Origin of the sequence: Streptomyces sp. HUAS TT11 (assembly GCF_051553595.1) — a bacterium.
In the GTDB taxonomy this organism is placed as follows: Bacteria; Actinomycetota; Actinomycetes; order Streptomycetales; family Streptomycetaceae; genus Streptomyces.
Genome location: NZ_CP196184.1, coordinates 6,469,681 through 6,496,181, shown reverse-complemented (window position 1 = coordinate 6,496,181; position 26,501 = coordinate 6,469,681). Strand labels below are relative to the sequence as shown.

At 71.0% G+C, this 26,501-nt stretch carries 15 protein-coding genes and 1 pseudogene; 7 read left to right on the top strand and 9 right to left on the bottom strand.

What is annotated here, in order from left to right:
* Positions 1-6 precede the first annotated feature (6 nt).
* Complete coding sequence (locus ACSHXN_RS28960) at positions 7-1,935, top strand: hypothetical protein (protein ID WP_438304207.1); 1,929 nt, start codon at positions 7-9, stop codon at positions 1,933-1,935.
* A gap of 168 nt (positions 1,936-2,103) precedes the next feature.
* A complete protein-coding gene (locus ACSHXN_RS28955) occupies positions 2,104-2,793 on the top strand; it encodes a TetR/AcrR family transcriptional regulator (RefSeq protein WP_355132228.1) in 690 nt (229 codons plus the stop codon).
* Between the two features lie 19 nt (positions 2,794-2,812).
* On the opposite strand, the gene ACSHXN_RS28950 is transcribed toward ACSHXN_RS28955, so the two are convergent.
* The 8 genes and pseudogenes from ACSHXN_RS28950 to ACSHXN_RS28915 all read right to left on the bottom strand — a co-directional run bounded on the left by ACSHXN_RS28950 (position 2,813) and on the right by ACSHXN_RS28915 (position 17,358).
* The gene (locus ACSHXN_RS28950; RefSeq protein ID WP_355132227.1) at positions 2,813-3,169 is read right to left on the bottom strand and encodes a 5-carboxymethyl-2-hydroxymuconate Delta-isomerase; all 357 of its coding nucleotides are present in this window, start codon (positions 3,167-3,169) and stop codon (positions 2,813-2,815) included.
* A 27-nt stretch (positions 3,170-3,196) separates the two neighbouring features.
* Positions 3,197-4,813, bottom strand: a pseudogene (locus tag ACSHXN_RS28945) (SpoIIE family protein phosphatase).
* Between the two features lie 75 nt (positions 4,814-4,888).
* Positions 4,889-10,306, bottom strand: a complete 5,418-nt coding sequence (pulA, locus tag ACSHXN_RS28940; protein ID WP_438304204.1) for a pullulanase-type alpha-1,6-glucosidase — start codon at positions 10,304-10,306, stop codon at positions 4,889-4,891.
* 216 nt (positions 10,307-10,522) lie between these two features.
* Positions 10,523-11,905, bottom strand: a complete 1,383-nt coding sequence (locus ACSHXN_RS28935; protein WP_438304202.1) for an alpha-amylase — start codon at positions 11,903-11,905, stop codon at positions 10,523-10,525.
* 273 nt (positions 11,906-12,178) lie between these two features.
* Entirely contained in the window at positions 12,179-13,858 is a 1,680-nt protein-coding gene (locus tag ACSHXN_RS28930) for a glycoside hydrolase family 13 protein (protein WP_355795469.1), read from the bottom strand.
* 177 nt (positions 13,859-14,035) lie between these two features.
* Positions 14,036-14,947 carry a sugar ABC transporter permease gene (locus ACSHXN_RS28925; protein ID WP_355132222.1) on the bottom strand — a complete coding sequence of 304 codons (912 nt, stop codon included), beginning with the start codon at positions 14,945-14,947 and terminating at the stop codon, positions 14,036-14,038.
* 13 nt (positions 14,948-14,960) lie between these two features.
* Positions 14,961-15,965 carry a carbohydrate ABC transporter permease gene (locus ACSHXN_RS28920; protein WP_355132221.1) on the bottom strand — a complete coding sequence of 335 codons (1,005 nt, stop codon included), beginning with the start codon at positions 15,963-15,965 and terminating at the stop codon, positions 14,961-14,963.
* A gap of 118 nt (positions 15,966-16,083) precedes the next feature.
* Positions 16,084-17,358, bottom strand: coding sequence for an extracellular solute-binding protein (locus ACSHXN_RS28915; protein WP_355132220.1), 1,275 nt, complete (start codon positions 17,356-17,358; stop codon positions 16,084-16,086).
* Between the two features lie 423 nt (positions 17,359-17,781).
* On the opposite strand from ACSHXN_RS28915, the gene ACSHXN_RS28910 reads away from it, so the two are divergent.
* Positions 17,782-18,816, top strand: coding sequence for a LacI family DNA-binding transcriptional regulator (locus ACSHXN_RS28910; protein ID WP_355132219.1), 1,035 nt, complete (start codon positions 17,782-17,784; stop codon positions 18,814-18,816).
* Between the two features lie 109 nt (positions 18,817-18,925).
* Complete coding sequence (locus ACSHXN_RS28905) at positions 18,926-19,801, top strand: phosphatase PAP2 family protein (protein ID WP_438304198.1); 876 nt, start codon at positions 18,926-18,928, stop codon at positions 19,799-19,801.
* On the opposite strand, the gene ACSHXN_RS28900 is transcribed toward ACSHXN_RS28905, so the two are convergent.
* Positions 19,789-22,788, bottom strand: coding sequence for a bifunctional [glutamine synthetase] adenylyltransferase/[glutamine synthetase]-adenylyl-L-tyrosine phosphorylase (locus tag ACSHXN_RS28900; protein WP_438304195.1), 3,000 nt, complete (start codon positions 22,786-22,788; stop codon positions 19,789-19,791). The genes ACSHXN_RS28905 and ACSHXN_RS28900 overlap by 13 nt on opposite strands.
* Positions 22,789-23,267: 479 nt before the next feature.
* Between ACSHXN_RS28900 and ACSHXN_RS28895 the strand changes: the two genes are divergently transcribed.
* Genes ACSHXN_RS28895 through ACSHXN_RS28885 form a run of 3 tightly spaced genes read left to right on the top strand, consistent with a single transcriptional unit; the run spans position 23,268 to position 26,441 of the window.
* Entirely contained in the window at positions 23,268-24,158 is an 891-nt protein-coding gene (locus tag ACSHXN_RS28895; RefSeq protein WP_355132216.1) for an alkaline phosphatase family protein, read from the top strand.
* 1 nt (position 24,159) lies between these two features.
* Complete coding sequence (locus ACSHXN_RS28890; RefSeq protein ID WP_356110756.1) at positions 24,160-25,425, top strand: MFS transporter; 1,266 nt, start codon at positions 24,160-24,162, stop codon at positions 25,423-25,425.
* Positions 25,422-26,441, top strand: coding sequence for a TolB family protein (locus ACSHXN_RS28885; RefSeq protein ID WP_438304191.1), 1,020 nt, complete (start codon positions 25,422-25,424; stop codon positions 26,439-26,441). Before ACSHXN_RS28890 ends, ACSHXN_RS28885 begins: the two co-directional genes overlap by 4 nt.
* The last annotated feature ends 60 nt before the right edge of the window (positions 26,442-26,501 follow it).

The following is a 26,501-nucleotide window of genomic DNA, read 5'->3' as shown; positions in this document are numbered from 1 at the left end:
CCGGACGTGCAGTCACAGGATGCCGCCCCGCGCACAACTCCCGCCTCCGGACCGGCCGTCGACGTCGAGCAGGCCGAGGCCGCACTCGTCGAGCACTACCCCCGGCTCGTCCGTCTCGCCTATCTGGTGCTGCCACCCGGCCTCGGCCGTACTCGGCGGGTGCTGACCGCACACGCCCTCGTCCAGCGTGCGCTGCCCCGCGGACGCGCCTCCGCGTCCGTGATCCCGGCCCAGGCCGCGGGGGGAACCGACGGCCGGCGGGAGGACCCCGGGTACTCCTTGCTGCGTGTCCAGGTGCTGCGTACGGCTCTGGAGGCGAGCCGTCCGCCGAAGCGCGCCGCCTGGCCCAGGCGCTCGCAACTACCGCCACTGTTTCCCCAGGTGTGGGGTCTGAAGCTGTTCCCGCGCTCGGGCGGCGCCGACGAACTCGCCCTGGAGCAGCAACTGTCCGCCCTGCCCGGCCCGGCCCGCGCCGCCTATGTGCTGCGCGGCCTGGAGCGGCTGCCCGAGGACGACGTGCGCAAGGTGCTGTCCGCCGCGGGTGTCACCCGCCCCACTGCCGCCCTGCGCGAGGCCTCGGTGGTGCCGAGGCAGGACGCGCTGCTCGAGTCCCCCGAGTTCGACCCGTGCTCGCTGCAGGCGCGGCCGACCGATCTGATGCGGCGCCGGCAGCACACCAAGGCCGCGCTCGTCGCCGCGGGCGCCGCCGTGGTGTGCGGCGTGCTCCTCGCCCTGCCCAGCGGCGGCTGGGGCCCGGACGGCGCGGCCGCCCCGGGGTATGCGCAGAACCCCGCCGCCCGGGCCGCAGTGGACCCGGCCAAGGTCACCAAGGTGCCGCCCACGGCCTGGCGGACATCGGCGCGCACCGACTTCTCCGTGTGGCCGGCGCGCGGCGGCCTCACCGGGGACACCGCGCTGCTGCGGCGCGCCCTCGCCGTCTGGTCGCGGCCCGGTGGGTCGGTCCAGGTCTCCGCCACCCCCGGCACCCCCTCGGGCGCTCCGGCCGGACCACCGCAACTGCTCTACGCCGGGCGCGTCGACGCCGCACGGGTGGTGATCTTCTACGACGGTCTGCGCATCGCCCGCTATGCGGAGCGGGCCGGGGGCACGGACGGAGCCGCGCTCGACTTCGCACGGGTCGACTCGGCCACCGGCGCCGAGGCCGAGGCGGTCGTCCTGGGCCGCGCCGACGGCAACGTCCGCTATCTGACCGCGCCCTGGGTGACCGGAGCCGCCGAGCGGGATCTGCTCAAGCCGTCCGCCGAGCCGGTGGACCTGGGCCTCGAGGACGGCATGACCGCGCCGATGGCCGGTCCGGCCGAGGGCACCGGCTCGTGCTCGACGTGGAACGTGCTCCAGCTCACGGAAGGTTCGGGCACCCGGCTGCTGACCGACCTCGGGGAGCTGACCCCGGCGCATCTGACCGTGGGACGGCCCGGCGCTGCGGACGAGGCCTCGAAGGCGGAGGCCCTGCGGACCTGGTCCCCGTTCGCCTGCTCGCTGGCGGCCGTGCGGTCACAGGGCGTCCGGTCCGTCAACGCCTGGGAGTTCGCGCGGCAGACGCTGCCGGACGGGTCCGGGTCGGCCGCCTGGGTGTGCACACGGGCCGACACCTGGCGGGGGGACGGGCCGCGGGTGCTGGCGCAGTTCCAGACGCCGGGCGGGCGGTACGGGGCGGTCGCGGCCAAGGCCGAGGGCGTCTCCGCGTGCGGCACGAAGGATCCCCATGTGCTGGCGGGGGTGTTGTGGAAATCCGCGGAAGGCCGCTGGTACCTCCTCGCCGCGGGGAGCTCGGACACCCAGTCGATCCGGGCGACCGGCGGGGTGACCGGTGCGGCGGACGGAAACCTGCTGGCGGTGCGGGCGGCGCAGGGTACGCAGGCCGGGTTGAAGGGGGCTCTGGAGGACGGCAGGACGATCAGCGGGCTGCGCTGAGCGCGGGCTGCCGGCTGACCGGGGGTGTCCAGGAGCCCGACCGCGGTGTCGGCGCGGGCCGCTGACACCCGCATCGTGGGCGTCCGGTGCGCGAATCGTGCTGAATATGTGAACAACCACGATCGCCGGGGCGCGTTCGGGGCCGGATCCGATCGGTAAGGTGTTCGCATGACAACCGGGGTACGCCGCAGAATGGGAGTCGAGGAACGGCGGCAGCAGTTGATCGGCATCGCGCTCGAACTGTTCAGCCGACGCTCCCCCGACGAGGTCTCGATCGACGAGATAGCGTCGGCCGCGGGCATCTCGAGGCCGCTGGTCTATCACTATTTTCCCGGCAAAATGAGCCTCTACGAAGCCGCGTTGACGCGCGCTTCGGAGGATCTGGCGGCCCGCTTCGTGGAGCCGCAGGAGGGCCCGCTGGGCACCCGGCTGCTGCGCGTGATGCACCGGTTCTTCGACTTCGTCGACAAACACGGCCCCGGCTTCTCGGCGTTGATGCGCGGCGGCCCCGCGGTCGGCTCGTCACGGACGAACGCGCTCATAGACTCGGTGCGACAGGCCGCCTACGTCCAGATCCTCGCGCACCTGGGGATCACGGAGCCGCCGGCACGCCTGGAGCTGGTGATCCGTTCGTGGATCTCGCTCGTCGAGTCGACGGCACTGATCTGGCTGGACGGCCGCCGGATCCCCCGCCGCGAGCTGGAGGTCCAGCTTGTGCACGACTTCGCCGCGCTGTCGGCGGTGAGCGCGGTCCACGACGACGAGATGGCGACGCTGCTGCGGGGGGTGCTGCGGGACGAGCCGGGCGAAGGGCCCTTCGGCGACCTGGCCGCCCGGCTGATCTCCCTGGCGTCCTGACGGTCGCGCCGACGGTCCGTCAGCTCTCGGACTTGCGGTACGACGGGTCGAGATCCCGCACCTCGGCGGAGAGGTGCAGGGCGAGTCCCTCGGCCGGCTTCACATACTGCCGCAGCAGCTCCAGTGTCGCCTCGGTGAGCCGCACCCTGGTGTCGTCGCTGCGTCCGGCCAGCAGCCCCAGGGTGACGTGCACCACCGCGTGGCCCTCGAGGTCGGCGCCGACCGTGGTGTCCTCGGTACGGCGGAACTGCGTCTTGCACGCCTCGATCCGCGCGGCCGCGATCTCGACCACCTCGGCGTGCAGCGCGGGCGCGAACCCGCGCCGGTCGAAGGAGTCCTTCAGCGATGCGGAGTAGTCGACGGTGATCTGCGGCATGACGCTCCTGTTCTACGGCGGGCACCCTCACCCTAGCTCCGTGCCGTCCAGCCGCAGCGCGAGGAGTGCGATGTCGTCGTCGTGGTCCTGGCCGAAGCAGCGCAGCAGTGTGTCGCACAGCGTGGCCGCACCGGGTGGGGCCACGGCGGCGGCCGAACGCAGGTGTTCCATCGACACGGCGAGATCGGTGCCACGGGTCTCGATGAGCCCGTCGGTGACCATGAGCAGGCGGTCCGCGGGACCCAGCACCGCCTCGGTCGGCGGCGGCCGGTCCAGCCCGAGTCCGAGCAACGGCCCTTCGGCGCATGCGTACTCCGCCGTGCCGTCCCCGTGCACGACCAGCGGTGGAATATGGCCCGCGTTGGCGATCCGCAGCCGCCCGTCGTCCGGATCGACCAGGGCCAGGCAGACGGTGGCGGTGACGTCCGGATGGAAGTGCTGCAGCAGTCGGTCGAGGCGTGTGGCCAGGCTCCGCGGATCCGGGTTCTCGACGCAGTAGGCGCGCAGCGCGTGCCGGATCTCCACCATGACGGTGGCGGCGTCCAGCGAGTGCCCCGCGACGTCGCCCACCGCGGCGAGCACCCCCTGCGAGGTGGTCAGCCCCGTAGAAGTCGCCGCCGATCTCCGCCTGCCGGGAGGCGGGCACATAGCGGACGACCGTTTCGACCCCCCGGACCTCGGGCGCCTCCTGGGGCAGGAAGCTGTGCTGCAGAGTGAGCCCACATGGCGCTCCACCTGGTACATGAGCAGCGCCTCCGCGGCGAGCGCGGTGGCCCGGGCGAGCCGGGTGACCAGCCGGTCGCCCTCGCCCGCCGGGCCGTGCGCGGGCACGGCGAGACAGACGGCGGGTTTGCCCTCCCTGCTGCGCGCCACCACCACACGCGCGTCCTCGGCCGTCCCCGGCCGCAGAAATCCGGTGGGCCACAGCGGATACGGCACCACCGTTCCCCGCGCCCCGGTGTGCCCGCCGAACGGGCCGCGGATCAGCCGGGCGACCGTCTCGTGGGCCTCTGAGTCCGGCAGCGAGGCGCGCGCCCGGGAGCGGGACAGTCCCCGGTACAGCTCCCCCTCCTCGCCGAGCACGAAGACCACCGCGGGCGAGCCGGTGAGCCGGGCGGCGCCCTCGGCGGCGGCGCGGACCAGTTCCGTCATGCAGCGCGCCGCCTGCACGGAGACGATCGTCTCGGACAGCAGCGTCAGCCGCCGCGCCAGCGCCTCCGCTCCGTTCCTCATCCGTGCTCCGCGCACGGCCGCCCGTACGACGGCCTGGATCTCCTCGGGCTCGGCCGGCACCGACAGATACGCTTCGCCGCCGGAGTCCAGCCCGCGGCAGCGGAATCCGGGCCCGGCGGAGACGGCCGAGAAGTGCACGACCGGGAGTGCGGCGGTGGTGGGTGAGGACTTGAGCCTGCGGCACAGTTCGAAACCGCTCATGTCCGGCAGGCCCACGTCGACGAGCGCCACGTCGGGCAGGGTGCCGCGGCGCAGCCGTAGATCGAGTTCGGTCAGTGCCTCGCCGCCGCTGGCGACGGGCACCACGCCGTGTCCCGCCCGGCGGAGCACCGCACCCAGCGCGTAGCGGCTAGCGTGCACATCGTCGACCACCATCACGGGGGACTCCGTCTGATTGTCGTTGCCGTCCATGTGAGCCGCCCCTCGGCGCACGGAGAGTGGTGGGGCGGACCAGGAGTGCCCGGCCCGCCCCACCACGCTAGTGTCCTAGCGTCCGGCCCGGGAGAAGATCCCCACCGTGCGACCCGGAACGGCGAACGTCCCGGAATCCTCCGCGTACGAGGACGTCTTGACGATAGGGTCCGCGCCCGCGGCCTGCACCGGATGCAGTGTGTAGGCCTTGCCCGCCAGGTCCGCGACCGTCTGCTCCTGCCGCTGCGGCGTCGCGTTGAGGACGACGACCAGATCACCCAGCTCCATCGTGATCACACCGGGCGTCTCGTCCTTCCCGGAGAGCGGGAAGGACAGGTCCGACTGCACCTCGCCCGCGGTCGCGAGCGAGAAGACGGGCTCGGTCGTACGGATCCTCAGCAGGTCCCGGTACGCGGCGGAGGCGCCGTCGATCTGGTCGCATCCCACCTCGATCGAGGTCAGCAGGGGTCCCGCGTAGGGCCACTTGGACCGGTTGTCGGCCGCAGGCGGCAGCCCGCGTCCGAACCCGTTGCCGTCCCGGCAGTTCCAGTGGATGGCGTTGAACCAGTCGCCGCTGTCGAACGAGTTGCGGTCCAGGGACTTTGAGCGCAGCAGGTCCGAGCCCGCCTGGGACAGGGACGGGCCCTGCGAGAGGGCGGCCGTGGCCATGGCGAGGACCTGCATACGGGCCCGGTCGGACGCGGAGGTGTCCCTGGGCAGCTTGTACGCGAGCGCGTCGAAGAGCGACTCGTTGTCGTGCGCGTCGGCGTAGGCGAGGGCGTCGCCCGGCGCGTCCGCGTAACCGGCCGGGGCGCCGTTGTAGTCGACCTCGGCTCCGGTGACCTCCCTGCCGTCTGTGCCGGTGAAGCGGTAGCCGGCGAGGTTGCCGCTCAGACCCACCTTGATGAGGTCCTGGTAGTGCAGCAGGCGGGCCTTCTGCTCGGCGGGCGTCCCGTTGCCCGTCGAGGAGTTCGGGTCGGTGTACAGGCCGGAGGCGAAGCCCTGGACGCCGGGGTCCTCGTCGAAGGGGCCGCCGCCGCGCACCGCGTCACGCGCCCGGTCGGAGAAGGTGGCGATGCCGGTGCCGGCCATGTTCGCCTGGGTGGCCTGGACGAAGCGGGCGTCGTTCGCGACCTCGCCGAAGTTCCAGCCCTCCCCGTACAGGATGATCTTCTTGCCGTCGACACCGTCCTTCGCGACGGTCAGCGCGTCGAGCGCCCGCCGTACGGCGAGGATGTTGGCCTTGGGGTGGTGGCCCATGAGATCGAACCGGAACCCGTCGACCTTGTACTCCTTGGCCCAGGTGACGAGGGAGTCCACGACGAGCTTGCCCATCATGGCGTTCTCGGTCGCGGTGTTGGCGCAGCACGTGCTGTTCGCCACCGAGCCGTCGGCGAGGAGCCGCTGGTAGTAGCCCGGCACGATCCGGTCCAGGACGCTGGTGTCCGCCTGACCGCTCGCCGCCGTGTGGTTGTAGACGACGTCCATGACGACCCTGAGGCCGTCCTGGTTCAGCGACTTGACCATCTCGCGGAACTGGAGCGTACGCGCGGTGCCGTCCGGGTCGGTGGCGTAGGAGCCCTCGGGGACCGTGTAGTGGTACGGGTCGTAGCCCCAGTTGTAGGCGTCCTTGGCGGCGGACTTCGCGACGCACTCCTGCTGCTTGTCCGAGTCGGGCGCGTAGGAGGCGAGGTCGCAGTCGGGGCTCGTCCGGTCGGCCTGCCTCTCGGGGACCGTGGCGAAGTCGAAGGCGGGCAGCAGATGGACGTACGACGTCCCGGCCTTCGCCAGCGCGCGCAGATGGGCGGAACCGTCGCTGTCCTTGTCGGCGAAGGCGAGATAGGTACCCCGGTCCTTCGCCGGGACCGTGCCGTCGGCGGCCGAGAAGTCCCGGATGTGCAGCTCCTGGATCTCGGCGTCCCTGAGCGGCACGGCCTTCGGTTTGGCGAGCGTCGACCAGCCGCGCGGGGCAAGGGATCTGTCGTTCAGGTCGACGACGAGGCTGCGCTCGGAGTCCGCGGTCAGGGCGACCGAGTAGGGATCGGTGACCTCGTTGGTGACGACCTTGCGGACGCTGGGCGCCCAGACCTTCACCACGTACCGGTAGGGCCTGTTCCTCCAGGACGCCGGGCCGCTGACGGACCAGACGCCGGTGGCGGCGTCACGGCGCATCGGAACGGCGGTGCCGTCGATATCGAGGTGCACGCTCTGGGCCGTCGGCGCCCACACGGACAGGGTCGGCCGGCCGTTGTGGAAGACCGGGCCGAGCGCGGCCTTGGTCGCACCGGGGTACAGATCGTCCAGGACACCGGCGATCTGTACGCCCGTCGCGGCCGTCACGGCGCCGTTCACCGCGCGCTGCGAGGCCACCAGCTGACCGCTCAGCGCCTCGCGCACCCGGTCCCGGTCGCGCGGATCGACGGACCAGGCCGTGTCGTCCTTCAGATGCGGGAACTTCGCCTTCTGCGCGTCGGTGAGCGTGGTCCTCGTCAGCCGCAGCCGGCGCTCGTCGTCGCCGGTGAGTGTGCCGTCCTCGACGGCGATCGAACCGTCGTGGGAGGAGAGCAACTGGGTGGAGGCGGCGTTGTCGGCACCGTTCCAGGCGAGGGTGTCGCGGTCGATCCAGACGGCTTTGGACGTGGTCAGGTCGAGAGCGGCCGCGCTGCCCGCCGGCTGGGGCAGCAGGTACTTCTCCTGGCCGTTCAGCAGCCACACCTCGTGGCCGTTCGCCGTGAGGTCCAGTGACTGGTCGGCGGACAGGTCCTTCTCGTCGCCCTTGTGGACGATGTAGCCGAGGCTGGTGGCCCCGTCGGTGAGCGGCACCTCGAAGACCGCGCCGTACGCATCGGTGCGCACCGGCTTCAGCGGGTTCGACCAGTCGGTGGGGTTCGCCGCGCCCGTCCAGACGTGCAGTCCCCAGCCGTCGTAGTCACCGTCCGCCCGGTGGTAGTGGAGGACGGCCTTCGTCCGGTCCTGAGCGGGGTAGTCGGCCGCCGGCTTCTCGGTGAGGACGGTCTCCTTGCCCTGCTCGACCCAGACCTCGCCGGTCCTGGTGACGTCGATGGCGCGGTCGGCGGACACGTCCTTGGTGCCGTTCTTGTCGATGACCAGGAAGCCCACGTTCGAGGCGCCGGGCTTGAGTCTGACCCAGGCGAAGGCGCCGTAGGCGTCGCGCCCGGAGAAGGGGTGGCTCTCCGGCCAGTCCGTCGCCTCGCCGTCGGCGAGGTCGCCCCAGGCGTACAGGCCCCAGTTCGCGTAGTCGCCGTCGGCGCGCTTGTAGTGGACGACGGCGTAGTCGCGGGAGGAGGCCGTGGGGACCTCGGGGGCGGGCGGCGTGCCGGTGGTGCTCGTGGCGGCGGCGCTCGCGGTGCGGCCGGCCGCGTCGATCACGACCGCCTTGTAGCGCAGGACGGTGCCGGGGGTCACGTCCATGCCGATGGACTGGGTGACCCGGTACGGGGCGTGGTCGGCGGAACCGAGGACACGCCAGGGCCCGCTGCCGGTCTGGGCGGCGAACACGACGCGGTCGAGCCCACCGCCGTCGACGTCGGCCGTGAGGTCGACGGTGCCGGTGGCGCCCGCGTCCGGGGCCTTCAGGACGAGAGTCGGCTGTGTGGCGGGGGTGCCGGGACGGGCGGCGGCCTTGAGGACGACGGCGGACCGGGCCGGGACGGTGACGGTGATCTTCTTGTCCGCGTCGCTCCTGACCTGCGTGTCGGTCCCGTATATGCCGCGGAACGCCATTGCGGGCGACCCGGTCGCGAACGTCGCCTTCTTCTGTTCGCCGGCGTTGTTGAAGGCGACGACGTACTCGGTCCCGTCGCTCCCCGTGCGGGAGAAGGCGTAAATGCCCGGGCCGTCGGCCGCGTACCGCTCGGTCTGGACGCCGTCGGCGAGCGCGGGGTTGTCCTTCCGCAGCGCGGAGAGGGTGCTGATCTGACGGTAGAGCGGGGCACTCGTGTCGTAGGCGTCGCTCGCGTGCGTGCGGTCGGTGCCGATCTCGTCGTCGTCCAGGTAGTCCGCGACCTTGGAGGCGAACATCGTCTGGCGGGCGTCCTTGTCGCCGCCGGATCCGGTGAAGCCCTGCTCGTCGCCGTAGTAGACGACCGGATTGCCGCGGCTGAGGAACATCAGCTCGTTGGCGAGCCGGTCCTTCCCGAGCAGTTCGGCATCCGACGCCTCGGGGTTGTCCTGCTCGAGGAAGGAGCCGATCCGCCCCATGTCGTGGTTGCCGAGGAAGGTGACCTGCTCGTAGGCGTTGGCCTTGTCGGTCGTGTAGCGGTAGTCGTTCGCGAAGACGCCCGCGAGCTTCTGCGCGCTGCCGCCCTGGGAGGCGTACTGGCGGGCCGCCTCCTGGAAGGGGAAGTCGAGGGTGGCGTCGAGGCGCCCCTGGGTGACGTACGGGGCCGTGACGGACGGGTCGGAGGAGTAGACCTCACCGAACATGAAGAAGTTCTTGCGTCCGTGGGCGGCGGCGTACCGGTCGAGCGCCGTCGCCCACTGCGTCCAGAACTCCATGTTCACGTGCTTCACGGTGTCGATCCGGAAGCCGTCGACGGCGAAGTCCCGCACCCACCGCTCGTAGATCCGCTCCATGCCCTCGACGACCTCGGGACGCTCGGTCCACAGGTCGTCGAGCCCGGAGAAGTCGCCGTAGGTCGTGGACTCGCCGGCGTACGTGGAGTCACCGCGGTTGTGGTACATCGTCGGGTCGTTGAGCCAGGTGGGGACCTTGACGTCCTTCTTCGCGGCGGGGACCACGGGAGTGCGCGGGAAGGAGTCGGCGTCCGTGGCCGGGAAGCCGTTCGTGCCGTCGGCGTGACCGGCGTCGTCGAAGGGCCGCCCGTCCTCGGTCAGATAGGGGAACGCCCCCTTGGAGAGGTAGTCGTAGGACTTCTCCTTGTAGTCGACGACATCGGCGGTGTGGTTGGTGATGACGTCGAAGTAGACCTTCATGCCCTTGGCGTGCGCCTTCGAGATGAGGGTCCGCAGGTCGCCGTTGGTGCCGAAGTGCGGGTCGACGCGGGTGAAGTCGGTGATCCAGTAACCGTGGTAGCCGGCGGAGGCGTCGGAACCGGTGCCCTGCACCGGCTGGTTCTTGAAGATCGGCGCCATCCAGATGGCGGTGGTGCCGAGGCCCTTGATGTAGTCGAGCCTCTTGGTCAGGCCCTTGAGGTCACCGCCCTGGTAGAACCCCTTGTCGGTCGGGTCGTACCCGGTCGACAGACGCGAACCGGTCAGCCCTCCGCGGTTGTTGGAGGCGTCGCCGTCGGCGAAGCGGTCCGGCATGACGAAGTAGAACTGCTCGCGGGTCGCGTCGTGCCGTGCGGGCTCGGCCGCGAGCCGCGCGTCGGACGGCGGCGGGGGCACGGTGGCGGCCTGTGCGGCCAGGGGCGGCATGAGTGCCGCGGCCAGTGCGGTGACGGTGAGGGCCGCGACCCTTGTCCGGCTCTGGGCAGGGCGCCTGCGGGGCGCCGGCCATCTCGGTATCACAGGCGTGAACTCCTTGCGATTACGGCTCGATCGGGTCCGACCCCTGCGCCGCGGCACGGCTCCGTCGCCGGGCGCCCGCGCGACCGTACCGTCCATGCAAGCCTTACAGCAAGAGACTTGAAAGCATCGGAAAGCAATTGCATCGGCGGACGGGCCGCAGGCGAGGGCCCGCCGCCCCGGACACGGCGGGCAGCGGGCCTCGACGGGTCTCCGGACTCAGCAGCTCGGCTTTCCGGCGTAGAGGGCGAGCGCCGTGTTCGGGGCGACCGACGCCTGGAACCAGCCGCTGCCGTCGACCGTCACGGTCCTGTTCCCCTGTACGTCGCAGTAGGTGCCCGCGGGCAGCGACGTCTCGTACCACCGGTCGGCCGCCGTGCTCTCGTGATTGATCACCACATAGCCCTTGCTGCCGCGGCCGAACGCGATGAGGTTGCCGCCGTTGTCCCACCACTTGGTGACCGCCTGGCCGCGTGTGGCGTTGCGGAAGGCGACCATCGACTTGATCTCCGGCCAGGCGTGCTGGCACTTCCAGCCGTCCTGCCAGCAGGCGTTGACCTGGCCGCCGTTCGGCGGGCCCGCGTCCACGTCGGACCACTCGTAGCCGGAGTTGACGTCGGACGCCCCGTAGGGCCAGGCCAGCATGAAGACGTTCGCCAGCGTGTAGTTCGCGCCGCTCTTGTAGTTCAGGGTCGAGCCGTTGCGCTCGGTGTCGTGGTTGTCCACGAAGACTCCGGCGACCGAGCTGTTCACGTAGCCCCAGCCCTCGCCGTAGTTGCCGAGGTAGGCCAGCTTCTCGCTGGTGAACACCCGCTTGAGGTCGTAGGCGTAGCGGAACTCCTGGACGTCGCCGTTGCCCGTGTACTCGGTCGGCTGGACGGCCTCTCCCGCGCCGTAGATGACCTCCTGCTTCCAGTACGCGGCGGGGTTGGTCAGCCGGGACTTGATGTCGGCAAGATCGGCCGCCGGGATGTGCTTGGCCGCGTCGACACGGAAGCCGTCGACGCCGAGGGTGAGGAGGTCGTTCATATAGCCGGCGATCGTCTTGCGGACATACTCCTCACCGGTGTCCAGGTCGGCGAGACCCACCAGTTCGCAGTGCTGCACGTTCCAGCGGTCCTGGTAGTTGCTGACCTGGGCGGTGCAGTCGTCGAAGTCGGCGGACGAGTACAGGCCCGGGTAGTCGTACTTCGTGTACGACGAGCCTCCCGTGCCCGTTCCGCTGCCGGCCGACATGTGGTTGACGACGGTGTCCACGACGACCTTCACGCCCGCCGCATGGCAGGTGTCGACCATGTTCCGGAAGGCCGTGCGGTCGCCGAGGCGGCCCGCGATCCGGTAGCTCACCGGCTGATAGGACGTCCACCACTGCGAGCCCTGTATGTGCTCGGCGGGCGGGGAGACCTGCACGTAGCCGTAGCCGGCCGGGCCGAGGGTGGTGGTGCACTCCCTGGCGACCGAGGCGAATTTCCACTCGAAGAGGACCGCTGTGACGTCCTTGGTGCCGGGCGGGGAGGCCTGGGCGGTCCCGGCGGGGACGGCGAGTGCGACCGACGCGGCCGCCACGAGGGCGAGGGCGCCGGAGAGCGTTCTGCTGGCCATGTGGGGGTTCCTTCTCCGTTGAAGGATCTGCTGAGGGCGCCTGTCGGGGGCCCTGGGACGCTCTGCGGGGAATTGCTGCAAGTTTTCAACGACTTGCAGTGGAGCAGACCGTACGAGCCCCGACCACGGCGGTCAACCCCCCGGGCATGCTCCTGCCATAGCTGCCGACCGGGCCCGGATCACCACGTGTTGGAGCCGCAGCGACCATCGGGGAAACGGCCGGGGGCCCGCCGTCCCTCCCGGACGACGGGCCCCCTGAAACCATGTGAAGCGTCAGACGGCCGTCCACCAGACGGTCGCGTCGGCCGGCACCTTCACTTCACCGTCCGCCTCGGTCACCTCGTCGCTCGCGAGCAGCACACGGCCGTACGCCGGGACGGCGACCGACTCACCGGTGGTGTTGGCGACGCAGACGAAGTCCCCGCGCCGGAAAGCCAGTACACCCTCGGGCGCACGCAGCCACTCCACCGCGTCGCCCGCGCCGAGACCGGGCTGCTCGCGCCGCACGGCGAGCGCGGAACGGTACAGCTCCAAGCTGGAGCCGGCCACGCCCTGCTGCGCCTCGACGCTCAGGTCGCCCCAGCCCGCCGGCTGCGGCAGCCAGCTGCCGCCGGTGCCGAAGCCGTAGGACGACCCGGTGCGGGTCCACGGGATCGGGACACGGCAGCCGTCGCGGAAGCCGTCCTGTCCCGCGCCGCGGAAGTACGCCGGGTCCTGGCGCACCTCGTCGGGCAGGTCGACCACGTCGGGCAGACCGAGTTCCTCGCCCTGGTAGATGTACGCCGACCCGGGCAGCGCCAGCATGAGCAGGGTGGCCGCCCTCGCCCGCCGGATCCCCAGCTCGCGGTCGCCGGCCGTGCGGATCTGGGTGCCGAGGCCGGGCGGGTTGGCGAAGCGAGTGGCGTGGCGGGTCACGTCGTGGTTCGAGAGCACCCAGGTGGCGGGGGCGCCGACGGGGCGCATGGCCTCCAGGGTGCGGTCGATGACGACGCGCAGCTCGGCCGCGTCCCAGTCGGCGCTCAGGTACTGGAAGTTGAAGGCCTGGTGCAGTTCGTCGGGGCGGACGTAGTGGGCGGTGCGTTCGACGGTGGGGGTCCAGGCCTCGGCGACGAAGACGCGCTCCCCGGCGTACTCGTCGAGGACGGTGCGCCACTGCCGGTAGATGGCGTGGACGCCGTCCTGGTCGAAGAACGGCATGACATCGTTGCCCAGCAGCTTGAGCTGGTCGTGACTGCCGAGGTCGGGCAGGCCCTCTGCCTTCACCAAGCCGTGGGCGACGTCGATGCGGAACCCGTCGACGCCCATATCGAGCCAGAAGCGCAGGATGGAGCGGAACTCGTCGCCGACCGCGGGGTGGTCCCAGTTGAAGTCGGGCTGCTCGGGGGCGAAGAGGTGCAGATACCACTCGCCGGGGGTGCCGTCGGGTTCGGTGGCCCGGGTCCACGCCGGGCCACCGAAGATGGATTCCCAGTCGTTGGGCGGCAGTTCGCCGTTCTCCCCCTTGCCCGGGCGGAAGTGGTAGCGCTCGCGCAGCGGCGAGCCGGGGCCTTCGGCGAGCGCCCGCTTGAACCACTCGTGCTGGTCGGAGGAGTGGTTCGGAACCAGGTCGACGATGATGCGCAAGCCCAGACCGTGGGCGTCGCGGATCAGCGCGTCGGCGTCCAGGAGGTTGCCGAACATGGGGTCGACGGCGCGGTAGTCGGCGACGTCGTAGCCCGCGTCGGCCTGCGGCGACGCGTAGAAGGGACTGAGCCACACGGCGTCCACGCCGAGGTCGCGCAGATACGGGAGTCGGGAACGTACACCCTCCAGGTCTCCCATGCCGTCGCCGTTGCTGTCGGCGAAGCTGCGCGGATAGACCTGGTAGATCACCGCGTCGCGCCACCAGTCGCGGCGGGTGGCGACGGTGGCGAGGGCGGTGTCCGGGGCCGGGTCGGCGGAGTGCTGGCTCATGGCGTCCTTGATGCGATGCGGGTCCCCGCCCGGGCGGGCCCGGGGCGGGGAGGGAGTGGGGGTCGTCGAGGCGGGTCGGGCGGAGGGTGACGAGGCGGCCGCGGTGCCTGCGGGGTCGGATGGGCACCGCGGCCGCCACCCGCGCGGGTCAGGCGCGCGGGAACCCGGAGAGGGCGGTCAGCCCTTGGTGCCGCCCGCGGTGAGGCCGGTCACCAGGTTCTTCTGCACCAGGTAGAAGAACGCGGAGACGGGTATCGCCACCAGCACCGCGGTGGCGGCCATCAGGTTCCGCTGTGCGTCGTGCTCGCTGACGAAGCTCTGCAGACCGACGGCAAAGGTGTACTTGGAGTCGTCCAGCATGAACGTCGAGGCGAAGGCCACCTCGCCGAAGGCGGTGATGAAGTTGTAGAACGCGGCGACCGCCAGACCGGGCCTGGCCAGCGGCAGGATCAGCCGTGCGAACGTACCGAAGGGGCTCAGCCCGTCGACGCGCCCGGCCTCGTCGATCTCGAACGGGATGGTGTCGAAGTAGCCCTTGAGCAGCCAGGCGCTGTAGGGCACCGCGGTCGAGCAGTAGACGAGGATCAGCCCGAGGTAGCTGTCGATGAGCCCCAGGTCCGACAGGATCTGGTACATCGGCACGATGAGCACCGCGATCGGGAACATCTGGGTGACCAGGAGCACCCACATCAGCTTGCGGTAGCCGGGGAACCGCATCCGGGACACCGCGTAGCCGGTGGTGGCGGCCACGAGGACGCCGATGACCGTGGTGCCGAGCGAGACGATCAGCGAACTCTTCAGCCAGTCGAAGAAATTCGTGTGCTGCAGCACGAACGAGTAGTTGCCGAACGTCATCGTGTGCCAGATGCGCCCGGGGTGGAGATAGTCGTCCTTGTCCGGGCCGAGGGACAGGAAGATCAGCCAGGCGATCGGGAAGAGGGCGACAAGGCTCGCGACGATCAGTACGCCGTGGGCGGCCAGCGAGGCGACGGAGCCGTGCTCGCCTCGCCCGCGCACCTTGTGCGGGCGGGCCTGAGCCGCGCCGGGCCCGGTCACCTCGGCGGAGGTCTCGACGGTGGTCGTACTCATGGGAACTCCTTCCTCAGATCGCGAGCTGCTGCTCGTTGCGGTTCAGCCAGCGGCGGTAGAACGAGGTGAAGACGATCAGGATGGCCAGCAGCAGGATGCCGTAGGCGGCGGACTGTGCGAAGTCGCGCGGCTGCTGTCCGAAGCCCAGGTAGTACGCCCAGGTGACAAGGATCTGGGCGTCCGGAGCGGTGTTGCCGAACAGCAGGAAGATGACGGCGAACTGGTTGAAGGTCCAGATGATGCCGAGGAGGACGACGGTCGAGCTGACGGACCTCAGGCCCGGAAGGGTGACGTACCGGAAGCGCTGCCAGGCGCTCGCGCCGTCCATCTCGGCGGCCTCGTACAGGGTGGTGTCGATGGACTGGAGGCCGCCCAGCAGCGAGACCATCATGAACGGCACACCGCACCAGGTGTTGACCATGATCGCGGCGAAGCGCTGCCAGAAGGTGTCCTCCAGCCACGACGGCGCCGGCAGGTGCAGGGCGTGCAGCGCCGAGTTGATGATGCCGCCGTCGGCGAGCATGAAGCGCCAGCCGAACACGGTGACGAAGGTGGGCACGGCCCACGGCAGGATCAGGACGAGTCGGTAGAAGGTCCGTCCCCGGAGCTTCTGGTTGAGCAGCAGCGCCAGGCCCAGCCCGATGGTGTAGTGCAGCGCCACGCACAGCGCGGTCCACACGATCGTCCAGATGAAGTGCGACCAGAAACGGTCGTACGCGGTCGGCCCGAACAGGATGTCCTTGTAGTTGTCGAGGCCGATGAACTTGTACGTGGCGTCGATGTGGTTCACGCCGATCGTGCGGGCGGTGTTCAGGCTGTTGGCATCGGTGAGCGTGAGGTACAAGCCGTACACCAGCGGATAAAGCACGAGGACGCCCAGGACGACGGCCACGGGCGCGATCATCGCGTACGCGTACCAGTGCTTCTGGTATCCGCTCCTCAGGCGCCGGCCCAGGCCGGGCCGGGGCGCGCGGTCACCGCGGCGCTTGCCGGTGGCGCGGTCGATGGCGACTGTCATGGTTCGACAACCTTCTCAACGGTCTGCGGATCAAGGGGTGGGCCTGGGCACGGGCCGATGGCCGCCGGATCCTTCCCCCCTTCCCTCGGGAGGATCCGGCGGCCACGGCCGCACGCGCTTACTTGCTGAAGTCCGGAACCAGCTTGGCGATGGCGAGCTCCGCGTTGCTCAGGCCCTTGTCCAGGGGCTCCTTGCCGCCCGCGATCTTGGGCAGCTCGGTGTCGAGCGGGCCCCACAGCGAGCTGTACTCGGGCAGCGCCGGGCGCGGCTGGGCGGCGGCGAGCACGCCCTGGTAGCCGGCGATGCCGGGGTCGGCCTTGACCTGTGCGCTGAAGGCGTCGTCGCGCGTCGGCAGCGTGGAGTTCTTCAGGGCGATGGTCTCCTGCGACTTCGCCGAGGTCATGAAGTTGACGAACTTCAGCGCCGCCTCCTGGTGGGCCTTGTCCGAACCGGCGTAGACGGACAGGTTGTGCCCGCCGGTCGGGGCGCCCGCCTTGCCGGCCGAGCCGGCCGGGACGGTGGCGATGCCGAGGTTGGACTTGTCCGTGAAGGCCGAGCCCTTGTAGAAGTTCGTGATCTCCCAGGGGCCCTGGATGATCGCGGCGACCTTGCCGTTGACGAACGCGTCCTGGATGTGGGCGTAGGCGTCGGCGGTGGTGTCGGCCTTGTGCAGTCCCTTGCCGGAGAACAGGCTCAGCCAGGTGCCGTAGGCCTTCTTCGCGGCGTCCGAGGTGACGGTGATCTTCTTGGCGGAGGCGTCGACGGTGTCGGTGCCCTCGCCGTAGAGGAACGTCTGGGCGTAGTAGGCCTGGGTGGAGCCCCAGTAGCCGTCGACCTCGGCCTTGTCCTTGATCTTCGCGGCGTCGGCCTTCAGCTCGTCCCAGGTCTTGGGCGCCTCGGTGATGCCGGCCTTCGCGAAGAGGGCCTTGTTGTATACCAGCGCCAGCGTGTCGGTGACGATCGGCACACCGTACGTCTTGCCCTCGAACTGGGCCTGCTGGATCAGGCTGGACTGGAACTTGTCCTTGTCGGCGAGGGCCTGGGTGCCGTCCAGCGGCAGGAAGTAGCCCTTCTTCGCGAAGGCGGGGGTCCAGCCGACCTCGGAGCGCAGCACGTCGGGTGCACCCTTGGAGCCGGCCGCCGTGTCGAACTTGTTCTGCGCCTGGTCGAAGGGGACGTTGACGTACTTGACCTTGATCTTCGGGTTGGCCTTCTCGAAGTTCGCGACCAGCGACTTGTACGTCGGCGCCTCATTGGTGGCGTTGGAGGTGTCCCACCAGGTGATGGTGACCGGGCCGTCGGACTTGCCGCTGCCGTCGTCGCTTCCGCCGCAGGCCGTCGCCGCGAGGGCGAGGGACGCCACCAGCGCGGTGGCCGCTATGCCACGCCGCATGAGTTCTCCTTGAGGGTGAAAGCCCGTTGCTACAGGTGGCGGTCCCGTCCGCCGCCCCTGCCGACTGCCGACTGCGCCGTTGCCGCCGCCGGGCGACGTGAACGTAACAGCGATGAAAGCCTGGCGAAAGGTCTTGCAGCAAAAAAGTGAAAGACCCGACAATGGTTACCCGGCCGTGACCTCCTCGTGAGGCCCTGATGTCTTGTATCCACGCCTGATCGGCGGGATCACGGACACTTGTGCAAGACTCTGCAAGCTCTTGCCACACCTTGCCGACGCGGGGATCATCCCGTTGCGGACCGGACGCCGATCAGAAGATGAGGGAGCGCGATGACGCAGCAACCCGCAGCGGGCCGTTCAACCGCCCGGGCCCGGCGTCCCATTGGTGGGCAAGCGGACATACGGCCGGTACAGTCCCATCCCGTGACCACACGGCTTGCAGACATCGCAGCCCAGGCGGGGGTCAGCGAGGCGACTGTGAGCCGCGTGCTGAACGGCAAGCCGGGCGTCGCGGCGACCACGCGCCAGTCCGTCCTCGCCGCGCTCGACGTGCTCGGCTACGAGCGCCCGGTCCGCCTGCGCCAGCGCAGCGAGGGCCTGGTGGGACTGATCACCCCGGAGCTGGAGAACCCGATATTCCCGGCCCTGGCCCAGGTCATCGGCCAGGCACTGACCCGGCAGGGCTACACCCCCGTGCTCGCGACCCAGACACCCGGCGGCTCGACCGAGGACGAGCTGACCGAGATGCTCGTGGACCGCGGGGTCGCCGGCATCATCTACGTCTCCGGGCTGCACGCCGACACCACCGCCGATATGCAGCGCTATGAACGCCTGCGCGCCCAGGGTGTGCCCTTCGTACTGGTGGACGGCTTCTCGCCCAAGGTGGAGGCGCCGTTCATCTCGCCCGACGACCGCGCCGCGATGTCCCTGGCGGTCACCCACCTGGTGTCGCTGGGACACACCCGGATCGGTCTGGCCCTCGGGCCCAAACGTTTCGTTCCGGTGCAGCGGAAGATCGAGGGGTTCGTGCGCACGGTGCAGGAGCAGCTCGGCCTGTCCGCCGACGAGATCGAGTCACAACTGGTCCAGCACTCTCTGTACACGCTGGAAGGCGGCCAGGCCGCGGCGTCCGCGCTGATCGACCGGGAGTGCACCGCAGTGGTGTGCGCGAGCGACATGATGGCGCTCGGGGCGATACGCGCGGCCCGGCAGCACGGACTGGAAGTCCCCACGGACGTCTCGGTGGTGGGCTTCGACGACTCACCGCTCATCGCCTTCACGGACCCGCCGCTGACGACGATCCGCAAGCCGGTCCCGGCGATGGGGCAGGCGGCCGTGCGGACGTTGCTGGAGGAGATCGGCGGGACGCCCGCGCCCCACAGCGAATTCGTGTTCATGCCGGAGCTGGTGGTGCGGGGGTCGACCGCCTCGGCGCCCGGGGACCGGAGTCGTACCTAGGCAAGTAGTCGTCCGGCCCCTCAGGGGTCCACCGGATGGAGAAAACGGGGCCCGAACCCTTCCCGGGGATGATCGGTGGAGGGCCGCTCTTCTGGCAGACTCTGTGCCTATGAGTGACGAGACCGTGACAGCGGTGGACGGCCGGAGGCAGGCCGCCGACGCCGTCGCGGAGGAGAGCGGGAACCGTGCGGGGCAAGCTCTGCTGCGACGGATCCGCACTCCCCGGCGTCCCCGTTTCTGGTTCGAAATCCTGCTCATCGCGGTGAGTTACTGGACGTACTCGCTGATCCGCAACGCCGTGCCGGAGCAGAAGGCCGAGGCGCTGACCAACGCCGACTGGCTGTGGCGCCTGGAGCAGCATCTGGACATCGCCGTCGAGGACTCGGTCAACCACGCCGTGAACTCGATGACATGGCTGATCGTGGGCATGAACTACTACTACGCCACATTGCACTTCGTGGTGACGCTCGGTGTCCTCGTGTGGCTGTACCGCAGCCACCCGGGCCGGTACGCGGCGACCCGTCTCGCCCTGTTCGCCACCACGGCGGTGGCGCTGCTCGGCTACTACTTCTTCCCGCTCGCGCCGCCTCGGCTGATGACCGGCGGGGACTTCGTCGACACCGTGCTGGTGCACCACACCTGGGGCTCGATGGCGTCGGGCGATCTCAAGCACATGTCGAACCAGTACGCGGCCATGCCGTCCATGCACATCGGCTGGTCGCTGTGGTGCGGGCTGACGATCTTTGCGCTGGCGACGGTGCCGTGGGTGCGCGTCCTCGGTCTGCTGTATCCCGCGTCCACCCTGGTGGTGATCGTCTCCACGGCGAACCACTTCTGGCTGGACGCCGTCGGCGGGGCGCTCTGCCTGGCCTTCGGCTTCGCGCTGGCGTCGCTGTGGTACGGCGCCGTGCCGTACACACTGCCGCGGACCTCGCACCGGAACCTGACTCCCGTCAGCGTCGGTGGCAGTGCCTACGTACCGTAGAACAGCTCCTCCATGACGGTCCTGGCCCTGCGGGTCGTGCGCCGGTAGTCGTCGAGCATGTCGCCCACGTGCCCCGGCCCGTAGCCCAGGTAGCGCCCCACCGAGGCCAGTTCCCGGCTCTCGGAGGGGAAGGTGTCGCCCGCCCGCCCCCGGACCAGCATCACCGCGTTGCGCACCCGCGAGGCGAGCACCCAGGCCTCGTCGAGGATCTCCGCCTCCTCGTCCGGCAGCAGTCCGGCCGCGCGTGCGGCGGCGAGCGCGGCGCGGGTGCGCGTGGTGCGCAGACCCGCTTCGGTACGGCCGTGCCGCATCTGGAGCAGCTGCACCGTCCACTCCACGTCCGACAGACCGCCGCGGCCCAGCTTGGTGTGGAGCGTCTTGTCGGCTCCTCTGGGCAGTCGCTCCGACTCCATACGGGCCTTCAGGCGCCGGATCTCGCGCACCGCCTCGTCGTCGAGTCCGTCGCGTGGATAGCGCAGCGGGTCGATCAGTTCGATGAAGCGCCGGCCCAGGTCCTCGTCACCGGCGACGGGCTCGGCCCGCAGCAGCGCCTGCGACTCCCAGACCAGCGACCAGCGCCGGTAGTACGCCTCGTACGACTTCAGAGTGCGCACCAGCGGTCCCGACTTGCCCTCGGGACGCAGGTCGGCGTCGATCAGCAGCGGCGGGTCGCTGCTCGGCAGCTGGAGCAGCCGGCGCATCTCCGCGACCACCCGGTTCGCCGCCTCGCCCGCCTCGCGTTCGTCCACGCCCTCGCGCGGCTCGTGTACGAACAGCACGTCCGCGTCGGAGCCGTAGCCCAGTTCGTGGCCGCCGAAGCGGCCCATGCCGATGACCGCGAACCGGGTGGGCAGGGTGTCGCCCCAGCCGGCGCGCACCACCGCGCGGAGCGTGCCCGCGAGCGTCGCCGCCGTCAGGTCCGAGACCGCCCCGCCGACCAGGTCGATCAGTGCGCCCTGATCAGGCCGGGTGGGTGTGTCCTCTCGGCCGTAGGAGCCGACGATGTCCGTGGCGGCCGTGCGGAACAGCTCGCGCCGCCGTACCCCGCGCGCCGCCGTGACCCCCTGCTCGGCGATCTCGGCACGGCCCACCGCGGCAAGGATCTCCTGTTCGAGGTGGGCCCGGGAGCGGGGCTCGAGTCCGCCGCCGTCCCCGTCGCCGAGGAGGGCCACCGCCTCCGGAGCACGCATCAGCAGGTCGGGGGCGAGCCGGCCCGCGGACAGCACCCGGGCCAGGTTCTCGGCGGCCGCGCCCTCGTCCCGCAGCAGCCGCAGGTACCACGGGGTCTTGCCGAGTGCGTCCGACACCTTGCGGAAGCCCAGCAGGCCCGCGTCCGGGTCCGCGGAGTCCGCGAACCAGCCGAGCAGCACGGGCAGCAGCGTGCGCTGGATGGCGGCCTTGCGGCTGACGCCGGACGCCAGCGCCTCCAGATGGCGCAGCGCGGCGGCGGGGTCGGCGTAGCCGAGCGCGACGAGCCTCTCCCGGGCCGCGTCCGCGCTCAACCGGGCCTCCCCCGGGGCGAGTTGGGCGACGGCGTCCAGCAGCGGCCGGTAGAAGAGCTTCTCGTGCAGCCGGCGTACGACACCGGTGTGCCGCTTCCACTCGCGGTTCAGCTCGCGGACGGGGTCCGTGCGCAGGCCGAGGGAGCGGCCGAGACGGCGCTGGTCGGCCTCGTCCTCGGGGACGAGGTGGCTGCGGCGCAGCTGGTAGAGCTGGATGCGGTGCTCCATGGAGCGCAGGAAGCGATAGGCGTCGTCGAGCTGCACGGCGTCCACGCGGCCGACGTAGCCGCCCGCCGCGAGCGCCTTCAGCGCATCGAGCGTGGTACCGCTGCGCAGCGAGGTGTCGGACCGCCCGTGCACCAACTGCAGGAGCTGGACGGCGAATTCGACGTCCCTGAGCCCTCCGGGTCCGAGCTTGAGTTCGCGCTCGACCTCGCCGACCGGGATGTTGGCTACGACCCGCCGGCGCATCTTCTGCACGTCGGCGACGAAGTTCTCGCGCTCGGCGGCCTGCCAGACCAGGGGGGCGAGGGTGGCGACGTACCTCTCGCCCAGCTCCATGTCGCCGGCCACCGGCCGCGCCTTGAGCAGCGCCTGGAACTCCCAGGTCTTGGCCCAGCGCTGGTAGTAGGCGAGATGGCTGCTGAGCGTGCGCACCAGCGGGCCGTTCCTGCCCTCGGGGCGCAGATTGGCGTCGACGGGCCAGATGCTGCCCTCGACGGTCGTCTCGGAGCAGATCCGCATCATGTGCGAGGCGAGCCTGGTCGCGGCCGGCAGCGCCTTGCCCTCGTCGGCGCCGGACGCGGCCTCGCCGACGAAGATGACGTCCACGTCCGAGACGTAGTTCAGCTCGTGGCCGCCGCACTTGCCCATCGCGATCACCGCGAGCCGGCAGCTCCCGGCGTCCTCGGGGGCCGCGGCGCAGGCGATGGCGAGGGCGCCGCGCAGGGTGGCGGTGGCGAGGTCGGCCAGCTCGGCGGCGGTCTGGGCGACGTCGATGGTGCCGCACACATCGCGTGCGGCGATCGACAGCAGGCAGCGGCGGTAGGCGACACGCAGGGAGACGGGGTCGGTGGCCTCGACGAGATGCCGTTCGAACTCGGCCACACCCGGGTGGAGGTCCTGCGGCTCGTAGTTGACCAGGGCGTGCCAGTCGCCGGGATGGCGGGCGAGATGGTCGGCGAGCGCGGCGGAGGCGCCGAGGACACCGAGCAGCCGGTCCCGCAGCGGCTTGGCCGCGATCAGCGTGTCGAGCAGTTCACGACGGGCGGTGGGAGCCGGCTGTGCCTCGAGGAGGCGCACAAGACCCTGCAGAGCCAGATCGGGGTCGGCGGTCGCGCCCAGCGCCTCCAGCAGGACCGGATCGGACCTTATCGGCTCCAGCTCGGGGCTCTCCAGGAGCCGCTCGGCGGCCGACGGGTCGGTGAAGCCGTGCCGCAGCAGACGCGTGAAGGTGCTGCTCCTGCGCCCTTGGGGCACGGTCATCCCTCGGCCTCCCGTCCGACCCGCCCTCGTCCGAGCCACCGGATCAAGGTCGTACGAGGTTGAGCGTAACCGCAGTGGTCGGCACAAGGCCCGGTGCGGGGGGTCACGACTTCCGCCGTCATACGGGGTGGGCCCCGCGCGCGTCCGCTCGCCCGGGCACGGGCATGCCGGGCGGAGGACCGCGGACACACCGGGAGCCCGTGCCGCGGGGAACCCCCGGGCCGTCGTGGCACCACGGTCGCGGGCCGGGCCCGGCCGGCGCCCCGACCGGGCCCGGCCCGCGACCGTTCCGCCCCCGAGGGCCGCCCGACTCCGCCGCCGGGGTCGCAAGGGCCTCCGCAGCCCAACGGACCTTGCTGTGGGAGTAGTTCACCGGTTCTTCATCCGGCGGGCCGGGCGGTGTGAGGCGACGGAACCTTGGCGTGTGCATGCTCTGTGCGCACCGCCACCCGTCTCCTTCCCCCCGACCGGAGGTTGAAGTGTCCGGCAGTTCCGTGTACCGCCGCACCCGTGCCGTAGTGGCGTCCGCGGCGGCCTTTGCCGCCGCGGCGATCGGGCTGTGGACCGGGCTCGGCGGCGAGACCCCCGCGCACGCCGCGGGCGCCGTCCCGACCCCGGACCACGTCGTCGTCGTGGTCTTCGAGAACCACGCCTACAGCCAGGTGATCGGCTCCTCCAGCGCCCCGTACATCAACTCGCTGAAGTCCGGCGGCGCCAACCTGACCCAGTCCTACGCCCAGACCCACCCCAGCCAGCCCAACTACTTCGCGTTGTTCTCGGGTTCCACCCAGGGCATCACGGACGACAGCTGCTACACGCCCGGCTTCTCCTCCGCCCGCAACCTGGCCTCCGAGCTGATCGCGGCCGGCCGCACCTGGGCGAGCTACAACGAGACGCTGCCCAGCCAGGGCTCGACCACGTGCAACAGCGGCAAGTACGCCCGCAAGCACAACCCCTGGTTCGGCTTCAGCAACGTGCCGACGTCGACCGCGAAGACCTTCGCGCAGTTCCCGACCGACTACTCGACGCTGCCGCACGTCTCCTTCGTGGTCCCCAACCTGTGCAGCGACATGCACGACTGCTCGGTGTCCTCCGGTGACACCTGGCTGAAGAACAACCTCGGCGCCTACGCCACCTGGGCCAAGACCCACAACAGCCTGCTCGTCGTCACCTTCGACGAGGACAACCGGCTCAGCGGCAACCGCATCGCGACGGTCCTGTACGGGCAGCCGGTGACGGCGGGGTCCAGCAGCGCCACCACCTACAACCACTACGACCTGCTGCGCACCCTGGAGGACTCGCAGGGCCTCTCGACCCATGCGGGCAATGCGGCCTCCGCCAAGGACATCACCGGCATCTGGGCGTCCTGACGTGTACGTAGCGGACAGCCGCGCGAGCACGCCGTCCGCGGAAGGCGCCGTCCGGCAGGATCTCGCCGGGCGGCGCCGCCACGCGGTCGCGCCCACCGTCCTCGCCCTCGGCACGGTCAGTCTGGTCACCGACATCTCCTCGGAGATGGTCACGGCGGTGCTTCCGCTGTACCTGGTGGCGGGGCTCGGACTGTCGCCGCTGGGCTTCGGACTGCTCGACGGCATCTACAACGGTTTCTCCGCACTCGTCCGGCTCGCCGGGGGGCACCTCGCCGACCGCGGCGGCGGCCGGCACAAATGGGTGGCCGGGCTCGGCTACGGCATCTCGGCGCTGTGCAAGCCGCTGCTGCTGATCGCCCACACCCTGACGCCGATCGGCCTGATCCTGGCCGCCGACCGCACCGGCAAAGGGCTGCGCACCGCCCCGCGCGACGCCCTGATCTCGCTCTCCAGCACTCCGGAGACCCGTGGCCGGGCCTTCGGCGTGCACCGCGCGATGGACACCGCGGGCGCGCTGTTCGGCCCGCTCGTGGCGTTCCTGATCCTGCGGGCCACGGTCGACGGGTACGACGCGGTGTTCACGGTGAGCTTCTGTGTGGCCGTGGCGGGCGTCCTGGTGCTGGTGCTGTTCGTGCCGGGCGGCGCGTCCGCCCCGGCGGCCCCCGACGGCCCCCGGCCGACGCTGCGTGCCGCCCTGGCCCTGCTGCGCCGCCGTGATCTGCGCCGGATCACGATCTGCGCACTGCTGCTGGGCCTGGCCACGGTCAGCGACTCGTTCGTCTACCTGCTGCTGCAACGGCGTCTCGGGGTCCCCGACCGATGGTTCGCGCTGCTGCCGCTCGGGACGGCCGCCGCCTTCCTGCTCCTCGCCGTGCCGCTGGGCAGGCTGGCCGACCGGGTGGGCCGCTGGCGGATCTTTCTGGCCGGCCACGGCGCCCTGCTCCTGGCGTACGGCCTGCTGCTCACCTCCTGGCACGGCACCGCCCTGCCCTACGCGGTCCTCGCCCTGCACGGCACCTTCTACGCGGCCACCGACGGCGTCCTGATGGCGGCGGCCTCCGACGGCGTGCCCGAGGCGCTGCGCTCGTCCGGGCTGGCCGTCGTACAGACCGGGCAGGCCCTGGCCCGGTTCGCCTGCTCGCTGCTCTTCGGCGCCGCATGGACGGTATGGGGCGACCGCACGGCGCTGGCGGCGTCGACCGCGGCCCTCGCGGTCTGCGCCGTCTTCTCCTTCACCCTCCGCCCGACCCGGGAGCACGTCTCATGACCCTGCGGTCCCGCATCCTGGTCCTGGCGTCGGCCGTCGTCGTCCTGACGGCGGTCGCGCTGGGGGCCGTCCTGCACGCGTCGGCGCGGGCCGAGCGCCGCGACCACACCCGGGCGGGCGGACCCCGGGTCGCCGCGGGCCGGGTCACACTGACGGATCCGGGCCGGCTGGTGTTCCGCAACATGGCCTGGGGCCCGCACCGCGACGAACTGACCTCGGTCCCGGCGACGGCCCCGGACGGCCCGCGGACCGCCTCGGGCGTCAAGTGCCTGCGGTTCCACAGCGACTCGGGCACGGGCGTGTGTCTCCAGGCCGTGCACGGCCCGGTCTCGGACACCTACCGCGCGCTGATCCTGGACGCCCGGCTGCACACCACGGCCCACTACGACGTGCCGGGCATCCCCTCCCGCGCCCGGGTCTCCCCCAGCGGCCGCTTCGCCGCCTGGACGGCGTTCGTGGGCGGCGACTCGTACGCGGGCACGAACTTCTCCACGCGCACCGCGATCGTGGACACCGCGACGGGCCGGCTGATCCCGTCGCTGGAGCAGTTCCGCATCGTGAAGGACGGCCGGGCCTACCGGTCCCCCGACGTCAACTTCTGGGGCGTGACGTTCTCGGCGGACGACCGCACCTTCTATGCGACCCTGGCCACGAAGGGGAAGACCTATCTGATCCGCGGAGATCTGACGACGAACACGGTGACGACGCTGCACCCGAACGTGGAGTGCCCGTCGCTGTCCCCCGACGGCACCCGCGTCGCCTACAAGAAGCGCGTGGCGGGCCTGCCCGCGGACGCCCCCTGGCGCCTGTACGTCCTCGATCTGCGCACGATGCGCGAGACCCCGCTCGCGGAGGAGCGGAGCGTCGACGACCAGGCGGTGTGGCGGGACGCGCACACGGTCGTGTACGCGCTGCCCGGCGACTACGGGGCCGATCTGTACCAGGTCCCCGCGGACGGCACGGGCGTCCCGCGGCGGATCAACTCGGCGGCGGTGTCCCCGGCGTACCTCCACTGAACGCCGGGCCACCACCGTGGAAGCACGGCAACCCGTCGGTGTGTGACCGGCCTTGGGCCC

Bases quoted from the DNA above. Each gene is read 5' to 3' on its own strand.
- ACSHXN_RS28935 (WP_438304202.1), bottom strand. From the start codon at position 11,905: ATGGCCAGCAGAACGCTCTCCGGCGCCCTCGCCCTCGTGGCGGCCGCG.
- ACSHXN_RS28930 (WP_355795469.1), bottom strand. From the start codon at position 13,858: ATGAGCCAGCACTCCGCCGACCCGGCCCCGGACACCGCCCTCGCCACC.
- ACSHXN_RS28950 (WP_355132227.1), bottom strand. From the start codon at position 3,169: ATGCCGCAGATCACCGTCGACTACTCCGCATCGCTGAAGGACTCCTTC.
- ACSHXN_RS28905 (WP_438304198.1), top strand. From the start codon at position 18,926: ATGAGTGACGAGACCGTGACAGCGGTGGACGGCCGGAGGCAGGCCGCC.
- ACSHXN_RS28885 (WP_438304191.1), top strand. From the start codon at position 25,422: ATGACCCTGCGGTCCCGCATCCTGGTCCTGGCGTCGGCCGTCGTCGTC.
- ACSHXN_RS28900 (WP_438304195.1), bottom strand. From the start codon at position 22,788: ATGACCGTGCCCCAAGGGCGCAGGAGCAGCACCTTCACGCGTCTGCTG.
- ACSHXN_RS28915 (WP_355132220.1), bottom strand. From the start codon at position 17,358: ATGCGGCGTGGCATAGCGGCCACCGCGCTGGTGGCGTCCCTCGCCCTC.
- ACSHXN_RS28925 (WP_355132222.1), bottom strand. From the start codon at position 14,947: ATGAGTACGACCACCGTCGAGACCTCCGCCGAGGTGACCGGGCCCGGC.
- ACSHXN_RS28955 (WP_355132228.1), top strand. From the start codon at position 2,104: ATGACAACCGGGGTACGCCGCAGAATGGGAGTCGAGGAACGGCGGCAG.
- ACSHXN_RS28920 (WP_355132221.1), bottom strand. From the start codon at position 15,965: ATGACAGTCGCCATCGACCGCGCCACCGGCAAGCGCCGCGGTGACCGC.